Origin of the sequence: Micromonospora sp. NBC_00421 (assembly GCF_036017915.1) — a bacterium.
Classification (GTDB): domain Bacteria; phylum Actinomycetota; class Actinomycetes; order Mycobacteriales; family Micromonosporaceae; genus Micromonospora.
Genome location: NZ_CP107929.1, coordinates 514,605 through 536,128 on the forward strand (window position 1 = coordinate 514,605; position 21,524 = coordinate 536,128).

At 73.8% G+C, this 21,524-nt stretch carries 14 protein-coding genes; 11 read left to right on the forward strand and 3 right to left on the reverse strand.

The features are described from left to right. Positions 1-52: 52 nt before the first annotated feature. The 3 genes from hisI to OHQ87_RS02315 are packed head-to-tail and all read left to right on the forward strand — an operon-like array spanning position 53 to position 2,603. Positions 53-466, forward strand: a complete 414-nt coding sequence (hisI, locus tag OHQ87_RS02305) for a phosphoribosyl-AMP cyclohydrolase (RefSeq protein ID WP_328348721.1) — start codon at positions 53-55, stop codon at positions 464-466. Then, the gene (locus tag OHQ87_RS02310; RefSeq protein ID WP_328344465.1) at positions 463-2,016 is read left to right on the forward strand and encodes an anthranilate synthase component I; all 1,554 of its coding nucleotides are present in this window, start codon (positions 463-465) and stop codon (positions 2,014-2,016) included. Before hisI ends, OHQ87_RS02310 begins: the two co-directional genes overlap by 4 nt. Continuing rightward, positions 2,013-2,603: a Trp biosynthesis-associated membrane protein gene (locus tag OHQ87_RS02315; protein WP_328344467.1), complete on the forward strand. Its 591-nt coding sequence runs from the start codon at positions 2,013-2,015 to the stop codon at positions 2,601-2,603. The genes OHQ87_RS02310 and OHQ87_RS02315 overlap by 4 nt, the downstream gene beginning before the upstream one ends. Here the strand turns inward: OHQ87_RS02315 and OHQ87_RS02320 are convergent. Continuing rightward, positions 2,596-2,904, reverse strand: coding sequence for a hypothetical protein (locus OHQ87_RS02320; protein WP_328344469.1), 309 nt, complete (start codon positions 2,902-2,904; stop codon positions 2,596-2,598). The two genes, OHQ87_RS02315 and OHQ87_RS02320, sit on opposite strands and share 8 nt — an antisense overlap. 475 nt (positions 2,905-3,379) lie before the next feature. On the opposite strand from OHQ87_RS02320, the gene trpC reads away from it, so the two are divergent. The 5 genes from trpC (at position 3,380) to OHQ87_RS02345 (ending at position 8,909) form a co-directional block, all read left to right on the forward strand. After that, positions 3,380-4,183: an indole-3-glycerol phosphate synthase TrpC gene (gene trpC, locus OHQ87_RS02325; protein WP_328348722.1), complete on the forward strand. Its 804-nt coding sequence runs from the start codon at positions 3,380-3,382 to the stop codon at positions 4,181-4,183. 138 nt (positions 4,184-4,321) lie between these two features. Continuing rightward, positions 4,322-5,554 (forward strand): tryptophan synthase subunit beta, encoded by a 1,233-nt coding sequence (gene trpB, locus OHQ87_RS02330; RefSeq protein ID WP_328344471.1) that lies wholly within the window; start codon positions 4,322-4,324, stop codon positions 5,552-5,554. 4 nt (positions 5,555-5,558) lie between these two features. Next, positions 5,559-6,368, forward strand: a complete 810-nt coding sequence (trpA, locus tag OHQ87_RS02335; RefSeq protein ID WP_328344473.1) for a tryptophan synthase subunit alpha — start codon at positions 5,559-5,561, stop codon at positions 6,366-6,368. 49 nt (positions 6,369-6,417) lie between these two features. Further along, on the forward strand, positions 6,418-7,707 hold the full coding sequence (lgt, locus tag OHQ87_RS02340) for a prolipoprotein diacylglyceryl transferase (RefSeq protein ID WP_328344475.1): 1,290 nt from the start codon (positions 6,418-6,420) through the stop codon (positions 7,705-7,707). Positions 7,708-7,718: 11 nt separating this feature from the next. Then, positions 7,719-8,909 (forward strand): FAD-dependent oxidoreductase, encoded by a 1,191-nt coding sequence (locus tag OHQ87_RS02345; RefSeq protein ID WP_328344476.1) that lies wholly within the window; start codon positions 7,719-7,721, stop codon positions 8,907-8,909. A 234-nt stretch (positions 8,910-9,143) separates the two neighbouring features. Here the strand turns inward: OHQ87_RS02345 and OHQ87_RS02350 are convergent, their stop codons facing one another. Continuing rightward, positions 9,144-9,986: a GNAT family N-acetyltransferase gene (locus OHQ87_RS02350; RefSeq protein ID WP_328344477.1), complete on the reverse strand. Its 843-nt coding sequence runs from the start codon at positions 9,984-9,986 to the stop codon at positions 9,144-9,146. Between the two features lie 146 nt (positions 9,987-10,132). Here OHQ87_RS02350 and gltB point away from each other — a divergent pair, with 146 nt between their 5' ends. Both gltB and OHQ87_RS02360 read left to right on the forward strand, forming a co-directional pair. After that, a complete protein-coding gene (gene gltB / locus OHQ87_RS02355) occupies positions 10,133-14,788 on the forward strand; it encodes a glutamate synthase large subunit (RefSeq protein ID WP_328344478.1) in 4,656 nt (1,551 codons plus the stop codon). Continuing rightward, the gene (locus tag OHQ87_RS02360) at positions 14,781-16,358 is read left to right on the forward strand and encodes a glutamate synthase subunit beta (protein WP_328344479.1); all 1,578 of its coding nucleotides are present in this window, start codon (positions 14,781-14,783) and stop codon (positions 16,356-16,358) included. Before gltB ends, OHQ87_RS02360 begins: the two co-directional genes overlap by 8 nt. A gap of 717 nt (positions 16,359-17,075) precedes the next feature. On the opposite strand, the gene OHQ87_RS02365 is transcribed toward OHQ87_RS02360, so the two are convergent. Continuing rightward, entirely contained in the window at positions 17,076-18,614 is a 1,539-nt protein-coding gene (locus tag OHQ87_RS02365; protein WP_328344480.1) for a M1 family metallopeptidase, read from the reverse strand. Between the two features lie 149 nt (positions 18,615-18,763). On the opposite strand from OHQ87_RS02365, the gene OHQ87_RS02370 reads away from it, so the two are divergent. Next, positions 18,764-21,478, forward strand: coding sequence for a hypothetical protein (locus tag OHQ87_RS02370; RefSeq protein ID WP_328344481.1), 2,715 nt, complete (start codon positions 18,764-18,766; stop codon positions 21,476-21,478). The last annotated feature ends 46 nt before the right edge of the window (positions 21,479-21,524 follow it).

Below are 21,524 nucleotides of genomic sequence, written 5' to 3' on the forward strand. Positions count from 1 at the left end.
GGTCGGGGACGGGGCGCAGGTGCCCGCGCCGCGTGCGGGACAATCGGTAACTGTGCCCGTACCTGACTCTGCTTCCAGCGACGGCGGACCCGCCGGCGCGGTCCGCCCGTCCCGTCTCGATCCGGCCGTCGCCGCCCGGCTGCGCCGCACCCCGGACGGCCTGGTCGCCGCGGTCGTGCGCCAGCACGACACCGGCGAGGTGCTGATGGTCGCCTGGATGGACGACGAGGCGCTGCACCGCACCCTCACCACCGGCCGGGCCACCTACTGGTCGCGCAGCCGCCAGGAGTACTGGGTCAAGGGGGCCACCTCCGGCCACCACCAGTACGTCCGCTCGGTGGCGCTGGACTGCGACGGCGACGCGCTGCTGGTCGGCGTGGACCAGGTCGGCGCGGCCTGCCACACCGGCGAGCGCACCTGCTTCTTCACCGAACTCCCGGTCACCACCCAGGGGGCCCGCTCATGACCGACGGTGCGCTCAGCCCGGATCTGCCGGCGTTCGTCGAGGCGGCGGCCCGGTGGCGGGTGGTGCCGGTGACCCGGCGGTTGCTTGCCGACGCGGAGACCCCGGTGGGGGTCTACCGCAAGCTGGCCGGCGGGCCGGGCACCTTCCTGCTGGAGTCCGCCGAGCAGGGTGTCGGCTCGGCCGGGATGGCCTGGTCGCGGTACTCGTTCATCGGGGTGCGCAGCAGCGCCACCCTGGTCGAGCGGGACGGTGTCGCGACGTGGACCGGCACCCCGCCGGCCGGCGTGCCGGTCTCCGGCGACCCGGTGCACGTGCTGCGGGAGACCGTCGCGGCGCTCGCCGGTGGCACCCCGGACCCGGCCGCCGGGCTGCCGCCGCTGACCGGCGGCATGGTGGGCTACCTGGGGTACGACCTGATCCGCCGGTTCGAGCGGCTGCCCGAGCTGACCGAGGACGACCTCGGAGTGCCGGAGCTGGGCATGATGCTCGCCACCGACCTGGTGGTGCTCGACCACTACGACGGCTCGGCGATCCTGGTCGCCAACGCGGTGCTGCCGCCGCTGGACGACCCGGACCGGGCGGCCCGGGTCACCGCCGCCTACCACCACGCGGTGGGTCGGCTCGACGCGATGACCACCGCTCTGTCCCGACCGATTCCGCCCATGATCTCGACGGTGGGCCGACCGCCGGCCGGCGACGTGGTCAGCCGGACCGCCGAGGGTGGCTACCCGAAGGCGGTCGAGGCGGCGAAGGAGGCGATCCGGGCCGGCGAGTGCTTCCAGATCGTGCTGGCCCAGCGGTTCGAGCGGGTCACCGACGCCGACCCGCTGGACGTCTACCGGGTGCTGCGGACCACCAACCCGAGCCCCTACATGTACCTGCTGCGCTTCGACGGGTTCGACATCGTGGGCTCGTCCCCGGAGGCGCACCTCAAGGTCAACACCGACACCGACGGGCAGCGGCGGGCGATGCTGCACCCGATCGCCGGCACCCGGCCGCGCGGGGCCACCCCGGTCGCCGACGCCCGGCTCGCCACCGAGCTGCTGGCCGACCCGAAGGAGCGGGCCGAGCACGTGATGCTCGTCGACCTGGGCCGCAACGACCTGGGTCGGGTGTGCCGACCGGGCACCGTCCAGGTGCCGGAGTTCGCCACCATCGAGCGGTACAGCCACGTGATGCACATCGTCTCCACTGTGGTGGGCACCCTGCGCGACGACCGGACGGCCTTCGACGCGCTGGCCGCCACCTTCCCGGCCGGCACGCTGTCCGGGGCGCCGAAGGTCCGGGCCATGGAGATCATCGAGGAGTTGGAACCGGTCCGCCGGGGGCTCTACGGCGGCACCGTCGGCTATTTCGGGTTCGGCGGCGACCTCGACATGGCGATCGCGATCCGTACCGCGCTGATCCGCGACGGCCGGGCGTACGTGCAGGCCGGGGCGGGGGTGGTGGCCGATTCCGATCCGGCCGCCGAGGACCAGGAGACCCGGAACAAGGCTGCCGCCGTGTTGGCCGCCATCGCCGCCGCCGAGACCCTGCGGCCGGCCCGGTGAGCAGCACCGGGACCACCGCGACGACGGCCACCGACGGTGCGTCGACCGGGCGGCGCGAGCTGACGTACGCGGTGCTGCTCTGTCTGGTGGGCGCGGGCCTGGCCTGCTGGGCGGCGACCCGCACCTGGTCGGTGGAGGTGCTCGCCCGGGGCGCGTTGCCGCCGTCGCGGCAGGGCCGCTCCGGGGCGGACCTGCTGCCCTGGCTCTCCGCGTTGGCGCTTGTCGCGCTGGCCGGTGGGGGTGCGGTGCTGGCCACCCGGGGGCGGATCCGTCGGCTGCTGGGTGGCCTGGTCACCCTGCTCGGTCTGGCGGTGGCCCTCGGCGGCGGCTACGGGCTGGTCGCCGACCTGGGTGCCGAGGCCCACCGGCAGTGGCCCGCGCTCTGTCTGCTCGGGGGGCTGGTGGCGGTCGGCGGCGGGCTGCTCACCGCGCGGCGCGGCGGGCGCTGGCCGGCGATGGGTGCCCGCTACGAGCGGACGGTCCGCGCCGGCACGCCGGACCGGCCCGACGGGCGGCCGGCCGCCGACCGGGGCAACCGGGAGGCGTGGGACGCGCTCGACCGGGGTGAGGATCCGACGGTCAGCTGACCGGCTGCGCCGCGCGGGCCGGTTGCCGCCGGTCCCGGGCGGTGTGCCGGGCCTGGGTCACCTGCCGGGCCGCGGCCCGGGTGGCGGCCAGTTCGGCGACCAGCCGGTCCAGTTCGGCGCGCTGGTCGGCGCGGGCCCGGTCGGCGCAGACCGCCTCCCAGGCGTTGCCCCGGGCGGTCCGCACCCGGCCCTCGCCCGCCACGACACGTTCGAGGGTGTGCACCACCTCGACCGCCAGCGAGGCGACGGTCCGGGAGATGGTGGTGAGTCCGATGCCGGCGTTCGGCTCCGCAGTGCTCATGGTCACCCCGCACGATGAGATCCGATGATGGGCAGGCGCGTCGTCGAGTCTGCCCGAAACCGATGCTGCCGGGTTGACGTTTCGCCCGGGTGACGGGCAGGTCAACGGCCCCCACCAGCGCCGCAGGGTCGTCCTTGACCTTGGTCACAGGTCGCCGGGACCGGGCCGAGCTGCGCGGTGGACCGGATCGTGATCTCATATCGTATGGGCATCGATCGATGGTCCGGAGGACTCCTGAGGACGGATGTCGATGACACCGACCGGCAGGTCCGGTGGCGCTGCGTGACATTCCGTTCACCGGAGGTCCGGCATCATGCCACAGCCCATCTCGTGAGGAGCGCCATACCCCCGGCGCATGTCGCCAGGTGGCGCCCCCTAGCATCGGCCCATGACACCCGGAGAGGGGAGTCCGTTGGTGACTGCTGAGCATGCGCACGCGGAGGGGGACGGGGCCGGTTCGGCGGCGTCCGGAAGCGTGCTCGACGAGATCCTGGCCGGCGTCCGCGAGGACGTGGCGCGACGGCAGGAGCAGCTTCCGCTGGAGCGGCTGCGCGAGCTGGCCGCCGCCGCGCCGCCGCCGTTGGACGCCTATGCGGCCCTGCGTAAACCCGGGGTGGCGGTGATCGCCGAGGTGAAGCGCTCGTCGCCGAGCCGGGGCCGGCTCGCCGAGATCGCCGATCCGGCCGAGCTGGCCGGTGAGTACGCCTCCGGCGGTGCCCGCGCGATCAGCGTGCTGACCGAGGGCCGTTGGTTCGGCGGCTCGCTCGACGATCTGGCCGCGGTCCGTGCCGCCGTCAAGGTGCCGGTCCTGCGCAAGGACTTCGTGGTCTCCAGCTACCAGGTGCACGAGGCCCGGGCGCACGGGGCCGACCTGGTGCTGCTGATCGTCGCCGCGCTGGAGCAGAACGCCCTCGTCGGTCTGCTGGAGCGGATCGAGTCGCTCGGCATGTGCGCGCTTGTCGAGGTGCACACCGAGGAGGAGGCCGACCGGGCCCTGGAGGCCGGCGCGCAGGTGATCGGGGTCAACGCCCGTGACCTGCGTACCCTTCAGGTCGACCGGTCGGTGTTCGAGCGGATCGCCCCCGGCCTGCCGAGCAGCGTCGTCAAGATCGCCGAGTCCGGCGTGCGGGGCCCGCACGACCTGATCCGGTACGCCTCGGCCGGCGCCGACGCCGTCCTGGTGGGCGAGGGCCTGGTCACCCAGAAGAGCCCCCGTGAGGCGGTCGCCGAGCTGGTCAACGCCGGGAACCACCCGGCGACGCCCCGCCCGGCACGCTGACCCGACGGGCAGATCTGCGCAGCGAGAGGACATCGCGATGAGCGAACGCGAGCGATTCGTCACCGGCGACGCGACGGGGCGTCAGGTCACCGGCGACGCGACCGGGCGTCGGAGCGCGACCGGTCGGGGAGCGGCGGCATGAGCGCCGACGTGTCCACGCCGGGGCGGTTCCCCGACTCCGCCGGTCACTTCGGCCGGTTCGGTGGCCGCTTCGTCCCCGAGGCGCTCGTCGCCGCGCTCGACGAGCTGGACGCCGCGTACCGCAAGGCGATGACCGACGAGGAGTTCCGCGCCGAGTTCGACGCCCTGCTGCGGGACTACGCCGGCACCCCCTCGCTGCTGTACTCCGCCGAGCGGTTCTCTGCCAAGATCGGCGCCCGGGTGCTGCTCAAGCGGGAGGACCTCAACCACACCGGCGCGCACAAGGTGCGCAACGTGCTGGGCCAGGCGCTGCTCACCCGGCGGATGGGCAAGCGGCGGGTGATCGCCGAGACCGGCGCCGGCCAGCACGGCGTGGCCACCGCCACCGCCGCCGCCCTGTTCGACCTCGAGTGCGTGGTCTACATGGGCGAGGTGGACACCGAGCGGCAGGCGCTCAACGTGGCCCGGATGCGGATGCTCGGCGCCACCGTCGTCCCGGTGACCACCGGCTCGCGCACCCTCAAGGACGCGATGAACGAGGCGATGCGGGACTGGGTCGCCAACGTCGACGACACCCACTACCTGATCGGCACCGCCGCCGGCCCGCACCCTTTCCCGGAGATGGTCCGGGACTTCGTGCGCGGCATCGGCGACGAGGCCCGTCAGCAGTGCCTCGACCTGACCGGCGGGCTGCCCGACGCGGTGCTGGCCTGCGTCGGCGGCGGCTCCAACGCGCTGGGCATCTTCCACGCCTTCGTCCCCGACACCGGGGTGCGGCTGTACGGCTTCGAGGCCGGCGGCGAGGGTGTGGAGACCGGCCGGCACGCGGCCAGCATCACCGGCGGTAGTGCCGGGGTGCTGCACGGCACCCGCACGTACGTGCTCCAGAACGCCGACGGCCAGACCATCGAGTCGCACTCCATCTCGGCCGGGCTGGACTACCCAGGGGTCGGCCCGGAGCACGCCTGGCTGCACGACAGCGGCCGGGCGAACTACCTGCCGGTGACCGACCGGGAGGCGATGGCCGCGTTCGAGCTGCTCTGCCGTACCGAGGGGATCATCCCGGCGATCGAGAGCGCGCACGCGCTGGCCGGCGCGGTGACTGTCGCCCCGCGGCTCGCCGCCGAGCTGGGCCGCGAGCCGCTCCTGGTGGTCAACCTCTCCGGTCGCGGCGACAAGGACGTGCACACCGCCGGCGAGTACTTCGGCATCCTCGACAAGGAGCAGTGAGATCGTGAGCCGGATCGGGGTGGCCTTCGACAAGGCCCGTGCCGACGGGCGGGCCGTGCTGGTCGGCTGCATGCCGGCCGGGTTCCCCACCGTCGAGGGCAGCATCGCCGCGATGACCGCCATGGTCGAGGCCGGGGTGGACGTCATCGAGATGGAGATCCCCTACTCCGACCCGGTGATGGACGGCCCGGTGATCCAGAAGGCCAGCGACATCGCCCTGGCCGGCGGCGTCCGCACCGCCGACGCGCTGCGCATCGTCGAGGCGGTCGCGGCAGCCGGTGCGCCGGTGGTCACCATGACCTACTGGAACCCGATCGAGCAGTACGGGGTGGACGCCTTCGCCCGGGACCTGGCCGCCGCCGGGGGCACCGGCCTGATCACCCCCGACCTGATCCCCGAGGAGGCCGGCGAGTGGCTGGCCGCCTCCGAGGCGTACGGACTGGACCGGACGTTCCTGGTCTCCCCGTCGTCCACCGACGCCCGGTTGCGGATGACCGTGGAACACTGCCGGGGCTTCGTCTACGCCACCGCCATCATGGGGGTCACCGGCGCCCGGTCGCAGACCTCGGACGCCGCGCCGGTGCTGGTCTCCCGGCTGCGGGAGGTCACCGAGCTGCCCGTCGGGGTGGGGCTCGGGGTCGGCACGGGTGCGCAGGCGGCCACCGTCGCCGGGTACGCCGACGGGGTGATCGTGGGCAGCGCGCTGATCCGCTGCCTGCTGGACGCACCGGATCTCGACACCGGCCTGACCGCCCTGCGGGCGCTCTCCGCCGACCTCGCCGAGGGCGTCCGGGCGGGCGGGTCGCGGGTCTGACCGGACCGGGGTGCCACCGTGGGGCTGCGCAGCGGTAGCCTGTGCACCCGTGACCCTCGTCTCGATGACGCCCCTGGCGGCGCTGCCCAGCCCGACGACCGCCGTCTGGCAGCTCGGGCCGGTCCCCATCCGGGCGTACGCCCTCTGCATCGTGGCCGGCATCGTGCTCGCCTGCCTGGTGACCGACTACCGGCTCCGCCGGCGCGGCGTGGCCCCCGGCGCGGTGCTCGACATCGCGGTCTGGGCCGTCCCGACCGGCATCATCGGCGCCCGGATCTACCACGTGATCACCTCGCCCGAGAAGTACTTCGGCACCGGTGGCGACCCGTGGAAGGCGTTCGCCATCTGGGAGGGGGGTCTCGGTATCTGGGGCGCCGTCGCCGGTGGCGCGGTCGGCGCCTGGATCGCCGCCCGGCAGCTCGGCATCCCGCTGTCGGTGGTGGCCGACGCCCTGGCCCCGGGCCTGCCGCTGGCCCAGGCGGTGGGCCGGTTCGGCAACTGGTTCAACAACGAGCTGTACGGCGGCCGGACCAGCCTGCCGTGGGGCCTGGAGATCCACCGGATGGACCCGGACAATCCCGGGCACGCACTGCGCGACGACGCCAACCAACCCATCCTGGAGCCCGGCCTCTACCACCCGACGTTCGCCTACGAGGCGCTGTGGAACCTCGGCGTCGCCGGTCTGGTGTTCGCCGTTGACCGCCGGTTCAAGCTGGGCCGTGGCCGGGCCTTCGCGCTCTACGTGATGGGGTACACCGCCGGCCGGTTCTGGATCGAGCTGATGCGCAGCGACGAGGCGAACCGCATTCTCGGCGTACGCCTCAACGTGTGGACGGCCGGTCTGGTCTTCGTCGGCGCGTTGATCTACTTCCTGCGGGTCCGTGGCCCCCGCGACTATCTGATCCCGATCGACGCCCCGACGGCCCCGGCCCCGGTGACCGGTGGCGACGTCTCCCAGGTCGATCTGTCCCGGACCGGAAAGGGGTCCCCGACGGCCGCCGCCCCGGTGGGCTACCAGGTGGTCGACGAGGAACAGTTCACCGCGTACCGGGAGACCGGGGTGCGACCCGACGAACCCGCCGCCGACGACGTGCCGGCGACCGGCGACGAGGTCGCGCAGCCGGCCCCGGACGCCGCCGACCAGGCCCCGGCGACCGCCGACGCGGCCCCGGCGACCGGTGACCAGGCCCCGGCGACCGCCGACCAGGCCCCGGCGACCGCCGACGCGGCCCCGGCGACCGGTGACCGGGCCGCAGGCCCCGGTGACCGACCCGCCGCCACCGACGACGGCACGCCCGCCGGGGCGGGCGGCAACCGGTCCGCCGACCGGGACAGCTGAGCGGGCGCGGCGTGCGCAGCGCGGTGGTGGTCGGCGCCGGGCTCGGCGGGCTGGCGGTGGCCGGCGCGCTGGCCCGCTCCGGATGGCAGGTCACCCTGCTGGAACGCGCCGACCGGGTGCGCCCGGAGCCCACCGCCGTGGTGCTCTGGCCCAACGGGGTACGCGCGTTGCAGGTGCTCGGCCTCGGTGCCGGCCTGGACGCCATCGCCACCCCGCTGCCCGACGGCGGCATCCGTCGCCCCGACGGTCACTGGCTGGTGCAGCCCCGACCCACCCCGGCCGACCGGATGCCGGTGGTGGTGCACCGGGAGGATCTGCACGACGCCCTGATCGCCGGCCTCGGTGACCGGGTCGAGCTGCGGACCGGGGTCGCGGTGGACGACGTCCGGGCGGATGCCGGCGAGCGGCCCGGGGTGGGGCTGGACGGGCAGTTCGTCGAGGCGGACCTGGTGGTCGCCGCCGACGGCACGGACAGCGTGCTGCGCCGTCAGCTCGCTCCCGAGGCCGCCGTGGTCAGCTCCGGCTGCGCCGCCTGGCGGGCGGTGATCCCCTGGTACCGGGCGCCCCTGCCGGCCGACCAGCCGGTCGGTGGCGAGGTGCTGGGTGCCGGCTACCGCTTCGTGGCCGCCTCACTCGGCGAGCGTGGTTCCTCCGGCGCGTCCCGCCGGGGTGGCATCTACTGGGTGGCCACCGCCGCCGGAGCGCCCCGACCGGAGCCGGCAGAGACCCAGCTCACCCTGCTCAAACGCTGGTACGACGGTTGGCCCGCGCCGATCGGGGAGCTGTTGGCGGCCACCGATCCCGCCGACCTGGTGCAGCAGGAGGTCCGCGAACTGCGCCCGCTGCCCCGGTCGTACGGCTTCCCGGCCGGGCCGGGCGGGGTGGTGCTGCTCGGTGACGCCGCCCACGCCATGCCGCCCCACCTCGGGCAGGGCGCCTGCCTGGCCTTCGAGGACGCGGCCACCCTCGCCTCGCTGCTGCGCGAATCCCGGCTCCCCGACGCCGTGCAGGCGTACGACCGGCTGCGTCGTCCCCGGGCGGCCACCGTGGTCCGGCAGACCCGCCGGATGTCGGCGGTGCTCCAGGCCCGGGGCCGGCTGGCCCTGCGCGCCCGCGACGCGGCCCTCGGCACGATCACCACCCGCCTGCTCTCCGGCGCCGCCACCACCGCCGCCGCCTGGCGCCCCCCACCCACCTCCTAACCCCACCGCCCCCGCGCGCCCCGCCCCGCCCCCGCGCGCCCCGCCCCGCCCCGCCCCGCGCGCGGTGATCAAGAGGTTTAGGTCACCCGCCGCCGATTTCGTGACGCAAACCTCTTGATCACGGAGGTTCGTGACGCAAACCTCTTGATCACCGGGGGCGGGCGCGGGCGCGGGTGGGGGTGGGGGTGGGGGGAGGGCGGCGCGAGGGGTGGGGGTGGGCGGGAGGGTGGGGTGTTAGAGGAGGGCGGTGGGTTCGGCCAGGCAGGCGGTGCCGATGCGGCGGAAGCCGATGCGGAGGTAGACCCTCGCGATCTCCTCGCTGCCGGCGGAGAGGAAGACCAGGTCGGTGCCGGCGTCGCGCAGGGCGTGGGCGAGGGTGGCGGTCACTGCCGAGGCGAGCCCGCGGCGGCGGGCGGAGGGCAGGGTGGCCACCCCGGCGATCTCGGCGACGTCGTCGACCCGCATCGCCATGCCGCTGGCCAGCGCGCCGTCGTCGGGCGTACCGGCGATCGCCGACAGTCGCCGGCCGTCGGCGATCCGGACCCGTTCCTCGTCCAGGGCGGCCATGTCCAGCTCGGTCATCGCGGCGTCCCGTTCGGCCGGGCCGGCGTCGCCCCGGGTGGTGCCGGCGGCGGAGAACCCGACCGCGGCGACCGCGCGTCGGGCCGCCACGTCGAGCGCGAAGCCGGGCGCGTCCGGGTCCAGCACCCGCACGGGTACGTCGGTGAGCGTCGCCGGGTCGGGCAGGGCGGCCGGGTCGAGCACCAGCAGCGGTGCCTCCAGGACGCCCAGCCCGGCGGCGCGGGCGGTGGCGAGCAGGTCCGGGGTGGTCTCGTGCACCCACTCGAACGCCTCCGGCAGGCCCAGCTCCCGTTGCCGTTCGCGTACCGCGTGCACGTCGGCCAGCGACGGTGGTGCGGTGGCGTCGAGGCGCGGTCGCGCGTAGAACGGCCAACCCTCCCCATCCCGGGCAAACAGCACCAGCGCGCCGTGTTCCTCGGGGCGGGCGGCGTCCCGGGGTACGGCATCGTAGAAGCGTTCCAACCGGTCGAACAGGTCGCGGTGTGCAGGATCCACCGCGCGAGACTACATGTCCCAGAGTCTGGACGGTGTGATCAATCCGCACTGGCCCCGCCGGGGTCGCCCTAACGTAGACTCAACAGACTGCCAAGGGCCGACGTCGTCCCGACCACGAAACAACCTGAGTGACGACAGGAGACCCGGTGGCCCTTCCGTACCCGCACACCCCGCAGCCGGTCCCGTCCGCGACCGGTCTGTACGACCCGGCGCACGAGCATGACGCGTGCGGGGTGGCCTTCGTGGCCGACCTGTACGGACGGCGCTCCCATGCGGTGGTGGCGAACGGCCTCGGTGCGCTCTGCCGGCTGGATCATCGCGGCGCCCGGGGTGCCGAGCAGAACACCGGCGACGGCGCAGGCATCATGATCCAGATTCCGGACGCGTTCCTGCGCGCGGTGGTGGACTTCCCGCTGCCTCCCGCCGGTCAGTACGCCACCGGCCTGGTCTTCCTCCCCGACGACGACGGCGGCGAGGCCCGCGCCCGTCGGGTGGTGGAGAAGTACGCCCTGGTCGAGGGGGCCGAGGTGCTGGGCTGGCGGGAGGTGCCGACCGACCCGAGCGGGCTCGGCGCGACCGCGCTGGCGGCGATGCCCCGGATCCGGCAGGTCTTCCTGGCCGCGCACCGGCTCACCGACACCCCGGCCGGTCCGGCCGGCTCCCCGCTGGCCGGCATCGACCTGGACCGGGTGGCGTTCTGCGTCCGCAAGCAGGCCGAGCGGGAGACCGCCGAGCGGGGGGTGACCGCCTACTTCCCGTCGCTGTCGGCGCGGACGATGACCTGGAAGGGCATGCTCACCCCCGACCAGCTGCCGGAGTACTTCCCGGAGCTGACCGACGAGCGGGTCGACAGCGCTATCGCGCTGGTGCACTCCCGGTTCTCCACCAACACCTTCCCGTCCTGGCCGCTGGCCCACCCCTACCGGTTCATCGCGCACAACGGCGAGATCAACACGATCCGCGGCAACCGGAACTGGATGCAGGCCCGCGAGGCTCTGCTGCGCAGCCCCGGGATCCCCGGCAACATCCGGCGGGTCTTCCCGGTCTGCACCCCGGCCGCCTCCGACTCGGCCAACTTCGACGAGGTGCTGGAGCTGCTGCACCTGGCCGGTCGGAGCCTGCCGCACGCGGTGCTGATGATGATCCCGGAGGCCTGGGAGAACGACCCGGGCATGCGCCCGGACAAGCGCGCGTTCTACCGGTTCCACGCCAGCCTGATGGAGCCGTGGGACGGCCCGGCGTCGGTCGCCTTCACCGACGGTGAGATCGTCGGCGCGGTGCTGGACCGCAACGGCCTGCGGCCGGGCCGCTGGTGGCGTACCGCCGACGGGCTGGTGGTGCTGGGCAGCGAGGCGGGGGTGCTCGACCTCGACCCGGCCACCGTGGTCGCCAAGGGCCGCCTCCAGCCGGGCCGGATGTTCCTGGTCGACACGGTCAACGGCCGGATCGTCTCGGACGACGAGATCAAGACCGAGCTGGCCGCCGCCCAGCCGTACGACGAGTGGCTGCACGCCGGCCTGATCGACCTCGGTGACCTGCCCGCCCGCGAGCACGTGGTCTACACCCACGACTCGGTGCGGCGGCGGCAGCAGACCTTCGGGTACACCGAGGAGGAGCTGAAGATCCTGCTCGCCCCGATGGCGCGTACCGGGGCGGAGCCGCTCGGCTCGATGGGCACCGACACCCCGATCGCGCCGCTGTCGACCCGGCCCCGGCTGCTCTACGACTACTTCCACCAGCTCTTCGCCCAGGTCACCAATCCGCCGCTGGACGCCATCCGGGAGGAACTGGTGACCAGCCTGGCGTCGACCATCGGCCCGGAGGGCAACCTGCTGGACCCGGGCGCGGCGAGCTGCCGCCAGATCGTGCTGCCCTACCCGGTGATCGACAACGACGAGCTGGCCAAGCTGCTCGACGTCGACGAGGACGGCGACCTGCCCGGCTTCAAGGCGGTCCGGGTCTCCGGGCTCTACCGGATCCGCGACGGCGGTGCCGGCATCAAGGCTCGGCTGACCGAGATCTGCCGGCACGTCTCCGAGGCGATCGAGGACGGCGTACGCATCCTGGTGTTGTCCGACCGGGACTCCAACGCCGATCTGGCGCCGATCCCGTCGCTGCTGCTCACCGCGGCGGTGCACCAGCACCTGGTGCGGGAGCAGACCCGGACCCAGGTGGCGCTGATCGTGGAGTCCGGCGACTGCCGCGAGGTGCACCACGCGGCGGTGCTCATCGGGTACGGCGCGGCGGCGGTCAACCCCTACCTGGCCTTCGAGTCGGTGGAGGACATGATCACCACCGGGGCGCTGGCCGGGGTGGAGCCGGCGAAGGCGGTCCGCAACTACGTCAAGGCGCTCGGCAAGGGCGTCCTGAAGATCATGTCCAAGATGGGCATCTCGACCGTGTCCTCGTACTGTGGCGCCCAGGTCTTCGAGGCCGTCGGCCTGGACACCCGGCTGGTCGACCGTTATTTCCGGGGCACACCCAGCACCATCGGCGGGATCGGGCTGGTCGAGATCCACGCCGAGGTCGCCGCCCGGCACGGGCAGGCCTGGCCGGCCCCCGGCGCCGTCGGCTCCGACCGGCTGGAGGTGGGCGGCGAGTACCAGTGGCGGCGCGAGGGTGAGCTGCACCTGTTCAACCCGGAGACGGTGTTCCTGCTCCAGCACGCCACCCGCAGCCGCCAGTACGACGTGTTCCGCCAGTACACCGCCAAGGTCGACGAGCTGGCCGCGCAGGCCGGTTCGCTGCGCGGGCTGTTCACCCTGCGTACCGGGCTGCGCCCGGCGGTGCCGATCGACGAGGTCGAGCCGGCCACCGAGATCGTCAAGCGGTTCGCTACCGGGGCGATGTCCTACGGGTCGATCTCGGCCGAGGCGCACGAGACCCTGGCCATCGCGATGAACCGGCTCGGCGGCAAGTCCAACACCGGTGAGGGCGGCGAGGACGTCGACCGGCTGCACGACCCGGCCCGCCGTTCCGCGGTCAAGCAGATCGCCAGCGGCCGCTTCGGGGTGACGAGCGAATACCTGGTCAACGCCGACGACCTCCAGATCAAGATGGCGCAGGGTGCCAAGCCCGGCGAGGGCGGGCAGCTACCCGGCAACAAGGTCTGGCCGTGGATCGCCAGGACCCGGCACGCCACCCCCGGCGTCGGCCTGATCTCCCCGCCGCCGCACCACGACATCTACTCCATCGAGGACCTCGCCCAGCTCGTACACGACCTCAAGTGCGTCAACCCGGCCGCCCGGGTGCACGTCAAGCTGGTCAGCGAGGTCGGCGTGGGCACGGTCGCGGCCGGGGTCGCCAAGCTCAAGGCCGACGTCATCCTGATCTCCGGGCACGACGGCGGCACCGGCGCGTCCCCGCTCAACTCGCTCAAGCACGCCGGCACCCCCTGGGAGCTGGGCCTGGCCGAGGCGCAGCAGACGCTGCTGCTCAACAAGCTGCGGGACCGGGTCACCGTGCAGGTCGACGGCCAGCTCAAGACCGGTCGGGACGTGGTGGTGGCGATGCTGCTCGGCGCGGAGGAGTTCGGCTTCGCCACCGCCCCGCTGATCGTCGAGGGCTGCGTGATGATGCGGGTCTGCCACCTGGACACCTGCCCGGTCGGCATCGCCACCCAGAACCCGGTGCTGCGGGAACGCTTCACCGGCCGCCCGGAGTTCGTGGAGAACTTCTTCCTCTTCCTCGCCGAGGAGGTCCGCGGCTACCTGGCCGAGCTGGGCTTCCGCAGCATCGAAGAGGCGATCGGGCAGACCGAGGTGCTCGACGTCGTACCGGCGATCGACCACTGGAAGGGCCACGGCCTCGACCTGGCCCGGGTGCTGCACACCCCGGAGCTGCCCGAGGGCGCGGCCCGGCGCGGCGTCCGCGCCCAGGACCACGGCCTGGAGCTGGCGCTCGACAACGAGCTGATCGCGCTGGCCCAGCCGGCGCTGCGCGACGGCAGCCCGGTCCGGGTGGAGGTGGCGGTGCGCAACGAGCACCGCAGCGTCGGCGCGATGCTCGGCGGCGAGGTGACCCGCCGGCACGGCGGTGCCGGCCTGCCGGACGACACCGTCGAGTTCGTGCTGCGCGGCACCGCCGGGCAGTCCTTCGGCGCGTTCCTGCCGCGCGGGGTGACCCTGCGGCTGCACGGCGACGCCAACGACTACGTCGGCAAGGGGCTCTCCGGCGGGCGGATCATCGTCCGCCCGGACGCCGCCGCGCCGTTCGTCGACCCCGAGGCCACCGCCGGGCAGCGCGCCGAGGACCAGATCATCGCCGGCAACACCATTCTCTACGGGGCCACCGGCGGTGAGCTGTTCCTGCGCGGCCGGGTGGGGGAGCGCTTCGCGGTCCGCAACTCGGGCGCGGTGGCCGTCGTCGAGGGCGTCGGTGACCACGGTTGCGAGTACATGACCGGCGGCACGGTGGTGGTGCTCGGTGAGACCGGCCGCAACTTCGCCGCCGGCATGTCCGGCGGTACGGCGTACGTGCACCGGTTGGACACCGGCCGGGTCAACGCCGAGCTGGTCGACCTGGCCCCGCTGCGCGACGCCGAGCGTGAGATGCTGCACGACCTGGTGCAACGGCACGTCGCCGAGACCGACTCGGCAGTCGGCGCGGAGCTGCTCAAGCGCTGGCCGGAGGCGGTGGAGGAGTTCACGGCAGTGGTCCCCCGGGACTACCGCCGGGTGATGGAGATCATGAAGGCCGCCGAAGCCGCCGGCCGCGACGTCGACGACGCGGTCATGTCTGCGCTGACCGCGTCGGTGCCGCCCGCCACGCGGGTGGTCGCCCAGGAGGTGGCCCGTGCCTGACCCGAACGGTTTCCTGCGTTACGACAGGCGGCTGCCGGCCCGCCGCCCGGTGGCGGTGCGGATCACCGACTGGCGCGAGGTCTACCCGCCCGCCGGTGCCGAGCTGATCCGGGAGCAGGCCACCCGCTGCATGGACTGCGGCATCCCGTTCTGCCACGACGGTTGCCCGTTGGGCAACCGCATCCCGGACTGGAACGACCTGGTCCGCACCGGCGGTTGGGACGCCGCGGTGGAGTCGTTGCACGCCACCAACAACTTCCCCGAGTTCACCGGCCGGCTCTGCCCGGCGCCCTGCGAGGCGGCCTGCGTACTGGGCCTCGGTGGCCAGCAGCCGGTCACCATCAAGCAGGTCGAGGTGGAGATCGCCGACGCGGCGGTGGCCCGGGGCGGGCTGAACCCCCACCCGGTGCCGGCGTCCACCGGCCGGTCGGTCGCCGTGGTCGGTTCCGGCCCCGCCGGGCTCGCCGCCGCCCAGCAGCTCGCCCGCGCCGGTCACGCCGTCACCGTCTACGAGCGCGACGACGCGATCGGTGGCCTGCTCCGGTACGGCATCCCCGACTTCAAGCTGGAGAAGCAGCACATCGACAGGCGGTTGGCCCAGCTCGTCGCCGAGGGTGTGCAGTTCCGTACCGGCGTGAACGTCGGCGTCGACGTGACCGCCGAGGAGCTGCGGTCCCGGCACGACGCGGTGCTGCTGGCCTGCGGTGCGCTCCAGGGACGGGACACCCCGGAGACGCCGGGTCGGCCGCTGCGCGGCGTACACCAGGCGATGACCCACCTGGTCGCCGCCAACCGGGTGGTGGCCGACGCGGCTGCCGCCGGCTCCGGCGTGGCCGGTGGCGGCCTGCAGGGCGATGGCGTGGCCGGCGGCACCGGGTCCGATGGTGGCGGGCCCGCGACGGCGGTGCTGCCCGACGGCACGCCGATCGACGCGGCCGGCAAGCACGTGGTGATCATCGGGGGTGGCGACACCGCCGCCGACTGCCTGGGCGTGGCCCACCGGCAGGGCGCGGCCGGTGTCCACCAGCTCGACCTCTATCCGGAGCCGCCGCACGGCAGGGACGCCGAACGGGACCCGTGGCCGACCTGGCCGTGGGTGCTGCGTAACTACCCGGCGCACGAGGAGGGCGGCGAGCGGGTCTTCGCGGTGGCGGTGCAGGAGTTCGTGGACGACGGCACCGGCCAGGTCAAGGGTGTCCGGATCGCCGAGGTGACGGTGGAGCGGCGGGACGGCCGACGGGTGGTCACCGCGCTGCCCGGATCCGAACGGGAGCTGCCGGCCGACCTGGTGCTGCTGGCCATCGGCTTCGAGGGCACCGAGGAACAGCCGCTGCTGGCCCAGTTCGGGGTGACCCGCAACGCCCGGGGCGCGGTCGACGCCCGCCCCGACTGGCAGACCGACACCGACGGCGTCTTCGTCGCCGGTGACATGCACCGGGGCGCGTCGCTTATCGTCTGGGCGATCGCCGAGGGACGGGCCGCCGCCGCCGCGATCCACTCCTACCTGGGCGGGGTCGGCACTCTGCCCGCCCCCGTCGACCCGGCCCGGCAACCCCTGGCCGCCCGCTGATCCCCCGACCCGCCGAATCCCTCGCCGCCCGCTGGTCCGTCCGCTTCGCTGGTGCTGTCAGCCGACCTGGTCCGCAGGTCGGCTGACAGCGTCCGGAGCCGGGATCGGCCCGCACGCCCGCCTGGGCCCGCCGGGTCCACTCCGTCAGCTGGCAGCCGGTCTCGCGGCACTACCTGTCCCGGTTCTCGTGCTGGGTGCCGGTACCGCTCCGGGCCGGCGGGTCCGCCGGTGCGGGTGCTGGTGCTGGTGCGGATGCGGGACAGCAGGGACCGTGCCCACCGGGAGGCGAGCTGGCTCGGGTTGGGCACTGTCCGCAGAGGCTGCTATGCCCAGCAGGCATATTCATGCCTGCTGGGCATACTGCTCTCCGGGGTTACTGTTCCGGCTGGCGTAAAGGCGGTCCGGGGTTGGTCTGCGGGGCTACTGTTCCGGCCGGGTCGAAGCCGGCCCGGGGCTGGCCCAAGCCGAGCCGGAGCAGGGGTCAGAACCAAGACCGGGACCAGTGCAAGCCGGGGCGAAGGCAAGGCCAGACCGTCGTGAGAAGGCTGGAGTCGGGGCCAGCGCATGCTCTGGAGCAGAGTCAGGTCGGGGCCGGGGCCGCCGGCAGGACTGTCGGGAATGTCGGGCCGGTCGGGTGCCCCGTGAGATGCGCAGGGGTGGGGCCGGTTCGGGCTGCCCGCCCCGGTGCCTGGGGCAGGCAGCCCGAACCGGGGTCGGTCAGCGCGCCATCAGCTGGTGCGCCGCCCGGATCTGTGACCACGACTTCGGCTGTGCCGGAGCGGTCGCGGTGCGGGTGGCGGCGGCCGGGGTGGGGCGGCCGGGGGTGAACAGCCAGGTGGTGAAGACCGGGTCCAGGTCGACGCCGGAGATCCGCTCGGCGAGGGCCTGGAACTGGGCGATGCTGCCGTTGCCGTACTGGTGCTCGGCGGTCCAGGCGGGCAGGATCCGGAAGAACGCGTCGTCACCGACAGCCCGCCGGAGCTGGTGCAGCGCCATTGCGCCCCGGTCGTAGACCGCGTCGTCGAAGATCGCACCGGCACCCGGGTTGCCCGGCAGGACCTGCCAGAACGGGTCGTCGGCGGGGTAGTTGCCGTACGTGAAGTCGAACAGCTCCTGCGCGGTGCCCTCACCCTGCGCCTCCGACCAGAGCCACTCGGCGTACGAGGCGAAGCCCTCGTTCAACCAGATGTTGCTCCAGTTCGCCACCGAGACCGAGTCGCCGAACCACTGGTGGGCGTTCTCGTGCACCACCACGTACGGGTTGCTGCCGCGTCGCCAGAAGCCGGGCCCGTACACCGGGCGGGTCTGCGTCTCGAGGGCGAAGCCGATGCCGTCGACCGGCCCGGCCACGCCACCCTGCGCCTCGAACGGGTACGGCCCGAAGAGGCCGCTCTCCCAGTCGACGATCTCGGCGGTGCGTTCGATGCTGGCCCGGGCGGCGGGCCCCTGCACGCCCAGCGTGGTGCTGTAGGCGTTGATCACCGGCTGCCCGTTCGGCGCGGTGTCGGTGACGATGTCGTACTGGCCGATCGCCAGGAACGCCTGGTAGGTGGCGCCCGGCTTGGTGCTGCGCCAGCTCCACCGGGTCCGGTTGCCGGCCTCGGCCAGCGGGGGCCGGGGCTGCACGCCGTTGCTGACCACCTCGACGCCGGTGGGCACCGACACCGAGATGTCCCAGGTGGCCTTGTCGAGCGGGTGGTCGTTGGCCGGGAACCACCACCAGGCCGATTCGGGCTCGTTGACGGCGAGCGCCCCGTCACCCGTGCGGGTCCAGCCGGAGTAACCGTCGACCAGGGTTTCCGACGGCACACCGGAGTAGGTGACCACGATGGTCATCGCCTGGCCGGTGGTGAGACCACGCGGCGCCGTCACCACCAGCTCGTGGACGCCCTCCCGGCTGAACCGGGCGGTCCACCCGTTGACCCGCACCGACTCCACGTCGAGCAGGAAGTCGAGGTTGAACCGGGAGAGGTCCTGGGTGGCGGTGGCCAGGATGGTGGTGGTGCCACTGAGCCGGTCGCTCGCCGGTTCGTAGCGGAGCCGCACGTCGTAGTGGTCGACGTCGTAGCCGCCGTTGCCGTAGTCGGGGAAGTAGGGGTCGCCGAGCCCGGGGCTGCCGGGTTTCGGGGCGGCCGAGACCGCGACCGACCGGCTCTTGCCCGGTCGGGCGTCGGCCTGGCCGGGGGTGCCGGTCACCAGGGTGCCGGCGGTGGTGACGGTCAGGGCGGCGATGGCCGCCGTGAAAACACGTCGCACGGGTGGACTCCCTCCATCGGGGTGTTCGCACCGACAACCTAATCGACGGCGGTGGAACCGTCCGCCCCGCATCGGTGGCGATCCGCTACTTGCCCCGGACGTCGACAATGGGGGGTCTGGAGCTCCCGAGAGCACGGCGGAGGTGCCCGATGGTCGAGCCGGTGACTCCGGAGCCTTCCGGGTCCGTTCCGGACGGGCTCCCGGCGGGTGGCGTCGAACTGCTCTCCCTGCTGACCCGGTTGCTGCGCCGGCCCCGCCGGGGCGACCACCGGCTGCCGGTGATCTGGCTGGTCCGGGCCGTCGCCGGTAGTGACCCGGGTGCGCTGTTGCGGCGCTTCGTCGGGCGGGGCGTCGGTCGTCGGGTGCCGCATGCCGTACTGGATCTGGCGGTCCGTCGCGACATCTCGGACGTGCCGGCGTTGCTGCGGGAACTGCACAGGCAGTTGTCGCTGGAGGCGTTCGGGGCGGCCCGGCTGCGGTTCCGGCACTACCCGCTGGCCGACTGGCTCATGCAGCAGACCCTGGGCGTGGGCACCGGCCCTGCCGGCCCGGCCGACTCTGCCGACCCGGCCGACCCCGCCGACAGCGGCCGGGCCACCCTGGTCCGTCGCCTGCGTGACCGGCGGGGCCGGCGGCCCGTCGACGAGCCGCAGGTCAGCGGGGAATCGGGGGTCGGCACGGCGCTCCAGGTGCTGCTCTGGCTGCTGCGCCGCGCGGTGCCCAGCGTGGTGTTCCGGATCGCCGTCTCCGGCCGGGTGCCGGTCGTCGGAGGTCAGTACCGCTGGTTCATGCGGCAGCAGTACCTGGCCCCCCGCCAGTCGGTGACCTTCCTCGGGTTCGCCGAACGCCTCACCGCCGGTTGGCGCGACGGCGAGCAACCGGCCCAGGTGGACAAGCTGCTGTTGCACGCCTTCCTGGAGGACCTGCGGCAGGCGTACCGGCGACGGGTCTGGCGGCCCGGGGACTGGCGACGGACCGCCTACCCGGTGCTGCTGCTCGACGGGGTGACCGTCGGCAGCGTCGGGCACACCCTGGCCCGGCTGCTCAACGACGTCCGCAACGAGACCGGGCGCAACGATCCGCTGCTGGTGGTGGCGCTCGCCGCCGAACCGCCACCGGAGCTGCCCGGCACCCGCCCGCTGCGCGAGGCGGACGACGCGGTCGACGAGTGGGCCGAGGCGGTGACCGAGACCCGACGGCTGCGGCGGCCGGCAGCCTGGCTGGTGGCGTTACGGCCGGACGCCGACGACGCCACGCCGCCGCCGGGGGTGGTCCCGCCCGCGCTGGTCGCCCCCGATCCGCCGTGGTGGGCGCGGCGGTTCCTACCGGCGGCGGTGGTGCTGGCGCTGCTGGTCGGGGCCGGTGCATGGGCGGACAGCCGCTGGACGACCGACTGCCATCCGGCGCTGACCGGTCAGGTGCGGGTGCGGTTGATCGCCGGGGAGTGCGTCGGCTACAGCGACGGCGCGGCGCAGGTGTTCAACAGCGAGCCCGGCCAGGACCGGCTGCGGGCGGTGCAGCGGCGGATCTTCGCGCAGAACCGGGCCGCCGAGGAGGTGTGGCGGCGCAGCGACCACCGTCGCCCATACCTCACCCTGGTCTACCTGGGCACCCTCACCGGAAACCGGACCCGGGCGGACGAGGAGTCGTACGTCTCTGAACGGGAGGAGCTGGAGGGTCTGGCCACCACCCAGTACGCCCTGCTCAAGGAGTCGGCGGCGGCCGACGGCGCGGCCCTGCTGCACGTGGTGGTCGCCAACGGGGGCCGGCAGATGCGCCACGCCGGGCCGGCGGTGGCCATGCTGGAGGGTCTGGCCCGTGAGGATCCGACGGTGCTCGGGGTGGTGGGGCTGGTGGAGAGCCGGACCAGCACCGCCTCGGCGTTACGGGAACTCAACCGGGTCGGCCTGCCGGTGCTCGCGCCCACCCTGTCCGCCGACCGGATGGATCAGAACTCCAGCCTCTACCTGCAGATCTCCGCGCCCAACTCGGCGCAGGCCGCGATGATCGAGGTGTACGCCCGGCAGGTGCTGCGGGTGACCGAGGCGCACGCCTACTACAGCACCGGGGAGGACAGCTCCCTCACCGAGGACCTCTACGTCGGCACCCTGGTCGACGGGTTGCGCCAGCGGTTCGGCACCCGGCTCACCCGGCTCGACGAGTGGCGTACCGGGCAACGGTTGACAGGCGAGTGCGGTTACCGGGGGGTGCTGGTGTTCGCCGGGCGTTGGTCGGAGTTCGACGGTTTCCTGCGGGCGTTGAAGGAGTGCGGCGGCAACCCGCCCCGGCACCTGGTCGGCGACGATTCGGTCAACAGGTACATGGCCAACCCGGGGCTGCGGGTAAGCGCCCCGGGCAACCTGCCGGTGACGTACGTGTCGAAGGCGGCCCTGGCCACCTGCGCCGCGCTGCGGGCCGCGCAGGCCGCCGGGGACGACGCCCGGGGCAGCTTCCTGACCTGGGTCGGCTCCGCCGGCCTGCTCGATCCGCCGCGCTGCCGCGACGGTGCCGGCGCGCCGGTCGGCGAGCGGGTCAGTCTCGCCTACGACGCGGCGATGATGGTGGTGCGGGCGGTGGAGAGCCTCGCCGCCCGGCTGCGGCACGCCGATACCGGTCGGCGCTGGGAACCCCGCGCGGTCAACCCGGTCGGGGTGCACGCGGAGGTGCTGCGGCAGAACGCCGCCGCCGGCTACCCGGGGGTGGCCGGGGTGGTCCGGTACGCCCCCGACTCCGGGGAGCCGGTCGCCAAGCGGTTGGCGTTGCTGCGGGTGGCCCGGGTGCCGGACGTCGTCGCCGAACCGGTCGAGGTGTTCCACTGCGGTGCCGCCGACAGCGGGCCGGACCCGGGCTGCCGGCCGGTCTGACCGGTGGGCGGGTCGTGCGCCGCGACCCGGTGGGGCGCTAGGGTTC

Excerpts from the sequence above, each read along its gene's own strand:
- OHQ87_RS02310 (WP_328344465.1), top strand. The coding sequence starts at position 463 with ATGACCGACGGTGCGCTCAGCCCGGATCTGCCGGCGTTCGTCGAGGCG.
- OHQ87_RS02320 (WP_328344469.1), bottom strand. The coding sequence starts at position 2,904 with ATGAGCACTGCGGAGCCGAACGCCGGCATCGGACTCACCACCATCTCC.
- trpB (WP_328344471.1), top strand. The coding sequence starts at position 4,322 with ATGAGCGCCGACGTGTCCACGCCGGGGCGGTTCCCCGACTCCGCCGGT.
- OHQ87_RS02370 (WP_328344481.1), top strand. The coding sequence starts at position 18,764 with ATGGTCGAGCCGGTGACTCCGGAGCCTTCCGGGTCCGTTCCGGACGGG.